At 65.6% G+C, this 11,396-nt stretch carries 10 protein-coding genes; all 10 read left to right on the top strand.

Translation table 11 applies throughout. The features are described from left to right. The first annotated feature begins 259 nt into the window (after positions 1-259). The 10 genes from AC1RQK_RS33120 to AC1RQK_RS33075 all read left to right on the top strand — a co-directional run bounded on the left by AC1RQK_RS33120 (position 260) and on the right by AC1RQK_RS33075 (position 10,663). A complete protein-coding gene (locus AC1RQK_RS33120; protein ID WP_492376000.1) occupies positions 260-1,123 on the top strand; it encodes a CorC family transporter in 864 nt (287 codons plus the stop codon). Next, on the top strand, positions 1,120-2,727 hold the full coding sequence (gene lnt / locus AC1RQK_RS33115) for an apolipoprotein N-acyltransferase (protein WP_492813598.1): 1,608 nt from the start codon (positions 1,120-1,122) through the stop codon (positions 2,725-2,727). Before AC1RQK_RS33120 ends, lnt begins: the two co-directional genes overlap by 4 nt. Positions 2,728-3,197: 470 nt before the next feature. Further along, the gene (gene glyQ, locus AC1RQK_RS33110; RefSeq protein ID WP_492813596.1) at positions 3,198-4,148 is read left to right on the top strand and encodes a glycine--tRNA ligase subunit alpha; all 951 of its coding nucleotides are present in this window, start codon (positions 3,198-3,200) and stop codon (positions 4,146-4,148) included. Beyond that, on the top strand, positions 4,145-4,801 hold the full coding sequence (locus AC1RQK_RS33105; protein ID WP_492376003.1) for a hypothetical protein: 657 nt from the start codon (positions 4,145-4,147) through the stop codon (positions 4,799-4,801). The genes glyQ and AC1RQK_RS33105 overlap by 4 nt, the downstream gene beginning before the upstream one ends. Positions 4,802-4,837: 36 nt before the next feature. Next, positions 4,838-6,970, top strand: a complete 2,133-nt coding sequence (gene glyS / locus AC1RQK_RS33100) for a glycine--tRNA ligase subunit beta (RefSeq protein ID WP_492376004.1) — start codon at positions 4,838-4,840, stop codon at positions 6,968-6,970. A 29-nt stretch (positions 6,971-6,999) separates the two neighbouring features. Next, entirely contained in the window at positions 7,000-7,578 is a 579-nt protein-coding gene (gene gmhB, locus AC1RQK_RS33095) for a D-glycero-beta-D-manno-heptose 1,7-bisphosphate 7-phosphatase (protein WP_492813593.1), read from the top strand. A gap of 17 nt (positions 7,579-7,595) precedes the next feature. Beyond that, a complete protein-coding gene (locus tag AC1RQK_RS33090; protein ID WP_043343766.1) occupies positions 7,596-8,348 on the top strand; it encodes a lysophospholipid acyltransferase family protein in 753 nt (250 codons plus the stop codon). Beyond that, entirely contained in the window at positions 8,345-9,229 is an 885-nt protein-coding gene (locus AC1RQK_RS33085; RefSeq protein WP_492376006.1) for a M48 family metallopeptidase, read from the top strand. Before AC1RQK_RS33090 ends, AC1RQK_RS33085 begins: the two co-directional genes overlap by 4 nt. Before the next feature lie 116 nt (positions 9,230-9,345). After that, positions 9,346-9,753 (top strand): lactoylglutathione lyase, encoded by a 408-nt coding sequence (gene gloA, locus AC1RQK_RS33080; protein WP_006162781.1) that lies wholly within the window; start codon positions 9,346-9,348, stop codon positions 9,751-9,753. Between the two features lie 55 nt (positions 9,754-9,808). Continuing rightward, on the top strand, positions 9,809-10,663 hold the full coding sequence (locus tag AC1RQK_RS33075) for a DMT family transporter (protein WP_492813601.1): 855 nt from the start codon (positions 9,809-9,811) through the stop codon (positions 10,661-10,663). Positions 10,664-11,396: the final 733 nt, after the last annotated feature.

Here is an 11,396-nt window from a genome sequence, read left to right as displayed (position 1 = left end):
TCCGGCGCGCCTTCTTTGCCTACTTTCTTGGCAAGACAAGAAAGTAGGTCGCCGCCCCGCAGGGGTGGTGAAACCGCAGTTGCTTTTGACGTTAGGCAGTCGCAGTTAAGCAGTTGCAGTTACCCTTGACGTCAAGCCAGCTGAAGCCAATTTTGCTGCTGCAGTCGCCATTTCAAACCCCGCCAAACCTCCCCTATCACTGCCCCCAAACCCTTTTAGTGTATCCTTCAACCGATATCCACCCCGCGCTCGTCGCGCCATGAACGACCCTTATCCCAGTTCGAAGTCAGCCGACCGTCCCCGATCCCTGCTCGAACGGCTCTCGGATTTCATCTCTCCGGAGCCAGACTCCCGTGCCGAATTGCTCGAGGTGCTCCAGGATGCGCATGCGCGCAACCTGATCGACGCCGACTCGCTTTCCATGATCGAAGGCGTGTTCCAGGTATCCGAACTCACCGCGCGCGACATCATGGTCCCCCGCGGCCAGATGGACACCGTCAATATCGCCGATGCGCCGGAGAGCTTCATTCCCTTCATGCGGCAGACAGCGCACTCGCGCTTTCCGGTCTATGAAGGCAGCCGCGACAACATCATCGGCATCCTGCTCGCCAAGGACCTCTTGCGGTATTACACCGATGAAGAGTTCGACCTGCGCGAGACCTTGCGCCCGGCGGTGTTCATTCCCGAGTCCAAGCGCCTCAATATCCTGTTGCGCGACTTCCGCATCAACCGCAACCACATCGCCATGGTGGTGGACGAGTACGGCGGCGTCGCCGGCCTGGTCACCATTGAGGACGTGCTGGAGCAGATCGTGGGCGACATCGAGGATGAGTTCGACCTCGACGAAGACCATGACAATATCGTGCAGCTGCCCGATGGCAGCTGGCGCGTGCATGGACTGACCGAAATCGAGCAGTTCAACGAAACCTTCGGCACGCAATTCTCGGATCACGACGTCGATACCGTGGGCGGCTTGCTGAGCAACCACCTGGGTCACGTGCCGCATCGTGGCGAAGTGGTGGTGTTGCCGCCGATGCGCTTTGAAGTCCTGCGTGCCGACGCCCGCCAGGCGCACCTGATGCTGGTGCGCCGCGAGGCCCCGCCCGACGTGGACGGCGCATGAAGCGCGTTGTCCAGGCATGGTCCGGCGCCGCTAGCGCCGGACGCGACGACGCGCGCGGCGTGAGCCTGCCCCGCCTGCTGCTGGCCGCCGTGCTGGGCGTGGCCCATACCCAGGCCTACGCGCCGCACACCTGGTGGTGGCTGCAACTGCTGTCGCTGGCGGGGCTGGTGGCACTGGTCGCCGATGCGCCGCGCACCCGTGGCGCGGCCGCCACCGGCTACGCCTTCGGCCTCGGCTGGTTCCTCTCCGGCATCTGGTGGCTCTATATCAGCATGCACGTCTATGGCGAGATGCCGGCGTGGATGGCGATGCTTGCCGTGCTGCTGTTCGGCGCCTTCCTCTCGCTCTATCCGGCACTGGCCGCCGCCACGTGGCACTGGCTGGCTGCCCGCCGTACGCGGACAACCTCATTGGCACTGCTTGCGCCACTCGCCTTTGGGGCGGCCTGGGGGCTGTCGGAATGGCTGCGCGGCGTGGTCTTCACCGGCTTTCCGTGGCTGTCGAGCGGCTACGCCCATACCGATGGCCCACTGGCCGGCTTTGCGCCGCTGGTGGGCGTCTATGGCATCGGCGCGCTGGCCGCGACCGTGGCCGCCTTGCTGGTGGCCGCCGCGCGTGGCTTTGGCCGTGGTCGCAATGAGCACGCCAACCCGCATGGCATGCGTGCCGGCGCGATCGCCCTGGCGGCCGCCGTGGCGCTGCCGCTGGCCGGCGCCGCGCTGGTGCCGATCGCCTGGACCACGCCTGCCGGCAAGCCCATTTCGGTGCGGCTGCTGCAGGGCAACGTAGCGCAGGACATCAAGTTCGAGCCGGTCGGCGTGCAGCGCTCGCTCGAGCTTTATCGTGACCTGATCACCGCCGCTCCGGCCGATCTGGTCGTGACGCCGGAGACGGCGTTCCCGGTGATCTTGCAGGACCTGCCTGTGGACATCGCCATCGCGGTGCGCGATTTCACCGTGGCCAGCGGTACCACCGTGCTGTTCGGCGCCGCCGGCGCGGATTCGCCGGTCGATTTCACCAACAGCGTCTTTGGCCTGGGCCCGTTGACCGAACGGCTGTACCGCTACAACAAGCACCACCTGGTGCCGTTCGGCGAGTTCATTCCCTTCGGCTTCCATTGGTTCGTGGACATGATGAAGATGCCGCTGGGGGATTTCCGCCGCGGCGGGCTGGACCAGGCGCCGCTGCCCGTGCGCGGCATCCTGGTGGCGCCCAATATCTGCTACGAGGATCTGTTCGGCGAGGAAATCGCCGAGACCCTGCGCAGCCAGAAGGTGCCGGCCAATATCCTGGCCAACGTGACCAACCTGGCGTGGTTCGGCGACACCATCGCGCTGGACCAGCATCTGCAGATCTCGCGCATGCGCGCGCTGGAAACGCGCCGGCCGATGTTGCGCTCGACCAATACCGGCATGACGGCCGTGGTGACGCCGGACGGCGTGGTGGCGGGACAGCTGCCGACCTTCACCGTCGGCACGCTCACCGCCAATGTGCAGGGCACGCAGGGTTTCACCCCCTACGTGCGTTGGGGCAATGTACCGGCGCTGGCGGCATGCCTGCTGGTGCTGGCACTGGCGGCCTGGCGCCGCCGCCGGCAGGGCTGACGGCGGGCGGGCGGGCCTGCGCCGGGCCAGTCGTCAGGCAGACGCCCCCGCTGCTACCGATAGCAAGGCGGCGGCAATCATCACTGCAATGGCGACGAGATAAGGCTTGCGAGAAAGTAGCGACATGACCGGTGTCCCCGTAACTGGATTGATTCAAACGGTTGCGGCTGTTATGCACAGCTCTGCCTAATACTGTATACAAAAACACTAACGGCCAGTATCCGGCAGGCCTTTAGCACCCTTCGGTGTTTACCCGATTCGTTGCAAAACGCCGACACCACATGCCAGCCCCGCGGGCGGGATTGGACGCCCTGACGTATGCAAGGGCCGTGCCGATGGCTGGCGGCGGCAAAAAAACCGATAGAATTCAGGGTTTGGCACGATCTTCGTGAGGCGCCGCGGCAACTTTGCCGCCACGCCGTCCGCCCTTGCTTGCTGGCCTGCGTGCAGGCCCTTACTAGTCTTCGCCTATGCTGACCTTCCAACAAATGATCCTCACCCTGCAGGCCTACTGGGACCGGCAGGGTTGTGCACTCTTGCAACCTATCGATCTGGAGGTCGGCGCCGGCACCTCGCACGTGCACACCTTCCTGCGCGCGATCGGCCCGGAACCGTGGCGAGCCGCCTATGTGCAGCCGTCGCGCCGCCCCAAGGACGGGCGCTATGGCGAGAACCCCAACCGCCTGCAGCACTACTACCAGTACCAGGTGGTGCTCAAGCCGGCCCCCGAGAACATCCTGGAGCTGTACCTCGGCTCGCTGGAAGCGCTGGGCCTGGACCTCAAGCAAAACGACATCCGCTTCGTCGAGGACGACTGGGAGAACCCCACCCTCGGCGCCTGGGGCCTGGGCTGGGAAGTCTGGCTCAACGGCATGGAAGTCACTCAATTCACCTACTTCCAGCAGGTTGGCGGCATCGACTGCAAGCCCATCACCGGCGAGATCACCTACGGCATCGAGCGCCTGGCGATGTACCTGCAGAAGGTCGAGAACATCTATGACCTGGTGTGGACCGAGTGGGAAGAAAACGGCAAGACGCGCCGCCTGACCTATGGCGACGTCTATCACCAGAACGAAGTGGAGCAATCCACCTACAACTTCGAGCAGAGCAACACCGAGATCCTGTTCCGCCACTTCGCCGAGTACGAGTCCGAGGCCAAGCGCCTGATGGGTGCCGCCGAAGCCACGCAGCAGGACGCACCGGCCGAAGTCACCAAGCGCCTGGCGCTGCCGGCCTACGAGCAACTGCTCAAGGCCGCTCACACATTCAACCTGCTGGATGCGCGCGGCGCGATCTCGGTCACCGAGCGCGCGGCCTACATCGGCCGCATCCGCAACCTGTCGCGGCTGGTGGCCCAGGCCTACTACGACTCGCGCGAGTCGCTCGGCTTCCCGATGTGCGAGCGCGAGGCCACCGCATGACCCGCACAGCGCGCAGCGCGCTATGCCGAGGCGCTGCCCTGGCACTGCTGGCCTTGGGAGCGCATGGCGCCGCCCAGGCCACCGCGCCGATGCCGAGCCCGCAAGTGCTGTACCTGCCGGCCGACCTGTCCAATGTATGCGAGGCCAATCCGCAGGCCCTGCAGCAGGCGATCGACCGGCACTGGCATGGCGCTTTCGGCCCGAACAACTCGCTGGACCAATGGACCCAGCTGGTGCGCACGTTCTCGTGCGATCTCTCGGGCTCCAAGGACCTGGGCTGGCACCGCGTGCCGCTGCGCGCCTATGAAAGCGCAATCCGCTACCCGCTCTCGTGGATTGAGACCGAGACGGTCAACGGGCGGGTGCGCAGGCAGATCAGGACATACTACTCGGCCGCGCAGCTGCCACCCAGGATCGACTTCTGGGTGAGCGGCCGCATCGACGAGATCCGCTACGACAAGCGGCTGCGCCGCCTCGATGCCCGCTTCTTCGCGCCTCGTCCCGCCCCCGGCGGCCGTGGCAGCAGCGCAAGCAACGGCACCAATGGCACCAGCGCAGACACGCAGTGCGTAGCAACCACGCTGCAATTCCGCCAGCAAAACGGCCTGTGGCTGTTGTCCGGCGTAGAACCTACTATTGCACCGCGCTGCTAAAGCGCAGCGCGTGCCACAACTTGTTGGAAACGATTCATGTCGCAACTCCTGACCGATTCGAACGATACGCTGCTGATCGAACTGCTCACCGAAGAGCTGCCGCCCAAGGCGCTGGCACGCTTGGGCGACGCCTTCGCGCAGGGCCTCTTCGCCGGCCTCTCCGAGCGTGGCTTGGTAGGTGACGGCGCCGCCGTGACCGCGTTCGCCACGCCGCGCCGGCTGGCTGCGCTGGTCACCAAAGTGCGCCGTAACGCGCCCGACCGCGAGCAGCGCGAGAAAGTGCTGCCACTGACCGTGGCGCTGGACGCCACCGGCCAGCCCACCGCCCCGCTGGCCAAGAAACTGGTCGCCCTGGCTAAATCGGTAGGCGTCGAGGCGATCGACTGGCAAACCCTGGAGCGCGCCTCCGACGGCAAGGCCGACGCCTTCTTCTACCGCTACACCGCGCGCGGCGCCGAACTGGGCGCCGGGCTGCAGGCAGCGCTGGACGACACCATCGCCAAGCTGCCCATCCCCAAGGTGATGAGCTACCAGCGCCCGGACGGCAGCACGGTGCATTTCGTGCGCCCCGCGCACAGTTTGATCGCACTACTTGGCACCGAGGTGGTGCCGCTCAGCGTGCTGGGGCTGCAGGCGGGCCGCACCACGCGCGGCCACCGCTTCCTCTCCAGCGGCGAGATCGAGATCGCGCATGCAGGCGAATACGCCGCCGTGCTGGCGTCGCAAGGCCACGTGCTGGCCAGCTACGCGGATCGCCGCGAACGCATCCGCACCGCACTGCTGGAGCAGGCGGGCGCCGACCAGGTCGTGATGCCCGATGCGCTGCTCGATGAAGTCAACTCGCTGGTGGAATGGCCGGTGGTCTATCCTTGCCACTTCGAGGAGGCCTTCCTCGAAGTGCCGCAGGAATGCCTGATCCTGACCATGCAGACCAACCAGAAGTACTTCGCGCTGACCGATGCCGCCGGCCACCTGCGCAACCGCTTCCTGGTGGTTTCCAACCTGGCCACCGATACGCCGGAGTCCATCATCAGCGGCAATGAGCGCGTGGTGCGCCCGCGCCTGGCGGACGCCAAATTCTTCTTCGACCAGGATCGCAAGAAGACCCTCGCCTCGCGCGTGCCGCAACTGGCCAACGTGGTCTATCACAACAAGATCGGCACGCAGCTCGACCGCGTGCAGCGCCTGCAGCAGATCGCCGGCCACATCGCCGACGCATTGGCCGCAGCCGGCATTGCCGTGGAAAAGGCGGCCGCCATGCGTGGCGCCGAACTCGCCAAGGCCGACCTGCTGACCGACATGGTGGGCGAATTCCCGGAACTGCAAGGCACCATGGGCACGTACTACGCGCGCCACGACGACGAAGCGCAGAGCGTGGCGCTGGCCTGCTCAGAGCACTACCGCCCGCGCTTTGCCGGCGACGCCCTGCCGGGCAGCCCGGTGAGCCTGGCCGTGGCGCTGGCCGACAAGCTGGAAACGCTGGTGGGCATCTGGGGCATCGGCCTGTCGCCCACCGGCGAGAAGGACCCGTTCGCGCTGCGCCGCCACGCGCTGGGCATCCTGCGCATGCTGGTCGAAACCCCGCTGCCGCTGTCGATCGACGCGCTGCTGGAACTCACCCAGCAAGCCTTCGCCGGCATTGCCGCGGTCAAGCCCGCGCAAGCCGCGATTGCCGATTTCCTGTACGACCGCCTGCGCGGCTACCTGAAGGACAAGGGCTACACCACCCATGAGGTCGAAGCGGTGGTGAGCCTGCGCCCGCAGCGCCTGGACGATATCCTGGCCCGCCTGGAAGCGGTGCGCACCTTTGCCGCCCTGCCCCAGGCCGAAGCGCTGGCCGCGGCCAACAAGCGCATCACCAACATCCTGCGCAAGAACACCGACCCCGTAGGCACGGTGCAGCCGGCCCTGCTCCAGGAAGCCGCCGAAAGCGCGCTGCACAAGGCGGTGGAAAGCGTGCGTCCGCAAGTGGATGCCGCCTTCGCCAACGGCGACTTCGCCACCGCGCTGCGCGACCTGGCACAACTGCGCGAAGCGGTCGACCAGTTCTTCAACGATGTCATGGTGATGGCCGAAGACCCGCAACTGCGCGCCAACCGGCTCGCGCTGCTGGCCTCGCTGCACGTGCTGGCCAATCGCGTGGCCGACATCTCCAAGCTGGCCGCGTAAGCGGGCCGGCACCACAACGGGAAGCCATCATGCCGCAGACACCGCCCAAGCTTGTCGTGCTCGATCGCGATGGGGTCGTCAACCTCGACAGCGACCAGTTCATCAAGACGCCGGACGAATGGATCCCCATCGATGGCAGCCTGGAAGCGATCGCAGCGCTCAACCAGGCCGGCTATCGCGTGGTGATCGTCAGCAACCAGTCCGGCATCGGACGCGGCCTGTTCGAGATGAGCGCGCTCAACGCCATGCACGAGAAGATGCACAAGGCGCTGGCCAACCTTGGCGGGCGCGTCGACGCGGTCTTCTTCTGCCCGCATACGGCGGCGGACGGCTGCGATTGCCGCAAACCCAAGTCCGGCATGCTTGAGCAGCTGGCGGAGCGCTTCGGCGTCGAGCTCAAGGGCGTGCCGCTGGTGGGCGACTCCCTGCGCGACCTCGAAGCCGGGCTGGCGGTAGGCTGCGCCCCGCACCTGGTACTGACCGGCAAAGGCCCCAAGACCGAGAAAAAGGGCGGCCTGCCGACCGGCACGCTGATCCACGACGACCTGCGCGCCTTTGCGCGCTGGCTGCTCACCGGCGATGGCGCCCCGCGCCAGGCCGGCTCCTGAACCCAACTCCCGTACCGATGATTTTTCTCCGCTCCTTGCTGTTCGCGTTGTTCCTCCTGGTACTGACGCCGCCCTATGCCTGCGCGTGCTTCATCGTCTTTCCGTTCATGAACGCCGACCGCCGCTACCGCTTCGTGCGCGGCTGGCCGCGGCTGGTGACCGGTGCGGCCGCGCTGATCTGCGGCATCCGCTACCGCTATGAAGGCCGTGAGCATTTCGATGCCATGCTCGACAAGCCGGTGGTGGTGCTGTCCAAGCACCAGTCGGCGTGGGAAACCGTGGCCTACCTGGCCACCATGCCCAAGCCGATGTGCTTCGTGTTCAAGCGCGAACTACTGATGGTGCCCTTCTTCGGCTGGGCGCTGGGCATGCTCAAGATGGTGCACATCAACCGCAAGGAAGGCACCCGTGCCTTCGCCTCGGCTGTGCGCCAGGGCCGCGAGCGGCTGGCCGAAGGCGCCTGGATCATCATGTTCCCGGAAGGCACGCGCACCCCGTCGGGCCTGGAGAAAACGCGCTACAAGAGCGGCGGCGCCCGCCTTGCGGTGGAGACCGGCGCATGGGTGATCCCGATGGCGGTCAACTCCGGCCGCCTGTGGCCGCGCAACTCGTTCCTCAAGTACCCGGGCCTGATCACGGTCTCCGTCGGCGCGCCGATCTCGTCGGCCAACAAGACGGCCGACCAGGTCAATCAAGAGGTTGAGGCGTGGATCGAACAAGATATGCGTAGAATCGACGCCGAGAGCTACCGGAGCAGAACGCCCGCATGAAATTGCTGCGCCCGACCCCCGACTCCCCCGGTTCCCAGATGGAGCTGCCGCTGTCCGACGCCCTCACAGGCGAAGACAGGGCGCCCGGCATGGTGCCAGGCGGGTTGGCGCCGGCGCAGCCCAACTCCCCGACGGCGCAGCCCTGGCCCCAGCCGCAGCCCAATGCACGACGGCTGCTGGTGGGCGAGCGCGCCGTGCACTACACGCTCAAGCGCTCGTCGCGCCGTACCATCGGCTTCACCGTGGACGACCGCGGCCTGTCCATCACGGCGCCGCGCTGGGTCACGCTGGCCGACATCGAGTCGGCCATTCTGGAAAAACAGCGCTGGATCTTCAACAAGCTGGGGGAATGGCAGCACCGCGAAGCCCGCCGCGTGCTGCCCACCGTGCAATGGCGCGACGGCGCCAGCCTGCCCTTCCTGGGCAAGCCCATCACGCTGCAGCTGGAGTCTCCGGCCGGCGTGCTGCTGTTCGATGCCCAGACCTGCATCCTTCATCTCGCGCTGCCCGTGCATGCCGACGAGCAGCAGATCAAGGATCGCGTGCAAGGCTGGCTGCAACACCAGGCGCGACGCCTGCTGGCACAGCGGCTCGATATCTACGCGGAAAAGCTCGGCGTGCGGCATAGCGCGTTTGCGCTGACCTCCGCCGCCACGCGCTGGGGCAGTTGCACCGCCGACGGCAAGATCCGCCTGAACTGGCGTTTGATGCATTTTCCGCTGTCGATGATCGACTACGTGGCCGCCCATGAGTTGGCGCATCTCAAGGAGATGAACCACAGCCCGAGGTTCTGGGATACGGTGGCATCGATCTTTCCGGAGTTCCGTGATGCCCGCGCGCAATTGCGGGCCCACCCGCCCGAGTTGCTGCCCACGTTCTAGGCTGGGCCTTTGATTTGAAACGGGGAAATGGCACACCTGGGCCAAGGCAAACCGATTGCTTCCATCCCGTTTAGAATAATCGACCTATCCCAAAACAAGATCAGGCCTCTCCCAAAATGCGACTCCTCCACACCATGCTCCGCGTCGGCGACCTGCAACGCTCGATCGACTTCTACACCCGCATCCTCGGCATGCAGCTGCTGCGCGAGAGCGACAACACCGAATACAAGTACCGCCTCGCCTTCGTCGGCTACGGCCCGGAATCCGAAACCGCCGTGCTAGAGCTGACCTATAACTACGGCGTGGAAAAGTACGAGATGGGCACCGCCTACGGCCATATCGCGCTGGAAACCGATAACGCGGCAGCCACCTGCGAGCGCATCCGCGCCGCCGGCGGCAACGTCGTGCGCGAGGCCGGCCCGGTCAAGGGCGGCACCACGGTGATCGCTTTCGTCGAAGATCCGGACGGCTACAAGATCGAGCTGATCGAGCGCAATTCCACGCGCGACGCCAGCCGTCCTTGAGGTGAGCGCGTCGCTGCCAAGCCGGCGCCCGCTCGACGGCACAGCCGTCACGTTGATGGTGGTCCTGTGCGTGGCCTGGGGACTGCAGCAAGTGGTCATCAAGGCGACGGCGCCACTGATGGGCGCCGTGCTCCAGGCTGGCGTGCGCTCGGCGGTGGCAGCCGTGCTGGTGTTCGGCTTTGCCGCCTGGCGCCGCACGCCGCTGTGGCAACACGACGGCACGCTGGGCGCCGGGCTGCTGGCTGGCCTGCTGTTCGGCGCCGAGTTCTTCTGCATCTTCGTCGGGCTCGGCCACACCACGGCTTCGCGCATGGCGGTGTTCCTCTACACCGCGCCCATCTTTACCGCACTCGGCCTGCATCTGAGCGTCGCCGGCGAACGCCTGCGGCGCGGGCAATGGCTGGGCGTCGGGCTAGCCTTCTGCGGCATGGCCCTGGCCTTTGCCGATGGCATCGCCACACCGGCCGTGCATGGCGGCAGCACGTTACGGGGCGATGCGCTGGGGATCCTGGCCGGCTTCCTCTGGGCCGCTACCACGGTGGTGGTGCGCGCCAGCCGGCTGGCTTCGGCAGCGCCCAGCAAGACGCTGCTCTATCAACTCGCAGTGTCCGCGGTGATGCTACTGTCCATGGCGCTTGCAGCCGGGCAGCATCTGCATGCGCGCGTCGACGGCATGGTGGTCGCCAGCCTGTTCTATCAGTCGGTGCTGATTGCATTCGCCAGCTACCTGACGTGGTTCTGGCTACTGCGCCAGTACCTGGCTTCGCGCTTGTCGGTGTTTTCGTTTTTGACGCCGCTGTTCGGGGTGGCGTTTGGCGTGGTGCTGATGCATGACGCCGTGGGCATGCGGTTTGCGATTGCCGCGGTGCTGGTGTTGGGGGGGATTGGGTTGGTGAATCGGCGGGAGTAAAGGGGCTGGGTGTAGTGGCTGCAACTGCAACTGCAACTGCACCTGCAAAATCAGCTTCAGATTCAAGGGCTTAACTGCAAATTCAACGACAGTTTCACCACCCCTGCGGGGCGGCGACCTACTTTCTTGTCTTGCCAAGAAAGTAGGCAAAGAAGGCGCGCCGGATGGGGCGACACCCCCTCGGGATTTCATGAAAAGAGCGGCCGGGACCCAAACTCGCATCGCCTTAAGGCGATACTCAGACATGGGTCCCTCTTCTCCGCTCTTTTCATGAAATCCCGAGGCGCCCCATACGGCCTAGGTGAACCTTTACGGCTCGCTTCGCATCGCCATGGGTGTTTCCCGCCCCCAGGCGGGAAACACGGCAGAACCAGTGGCCGTTGGGATCAAACACCATTCGGTGTAGCCGTGATTTCCGCCCCCAGGCGGAAATCACCTCCCCGCGATGCGAAGCGAGCCGTCTGGGTTTTCATCTCCCGTTATGGGGCGCCTCGTCGGCAGGCAAAAAGAGCGGAAAAGAGGGGGCCATGTCTGAGCATCGCCCTAAGGCGATGTGAGTTTGGCCCCCGGCCGCTCTTTTTGCCTGCCGACGAGGGGGGGGGCGCCCCATCCGGGTCGCTTCTTTGCCTACTTTCTTGGCGAGACAAGAAAGTAGGTCGCCTCCCCCCAGGGGAGGTGAAACGGCAGTTGAAGTTGACCTTGACGTTAAGCCGTTGCAGTTGCAGTTGCAGTT

Source organism: Cupriavidus sp. GW822-FHT02D05, assembly GCF_058802485.1.
Note: the sequence above shows the minus strand (reverse complement) of the source record. Positions and strands in the feature narration are given on the sequence as shown.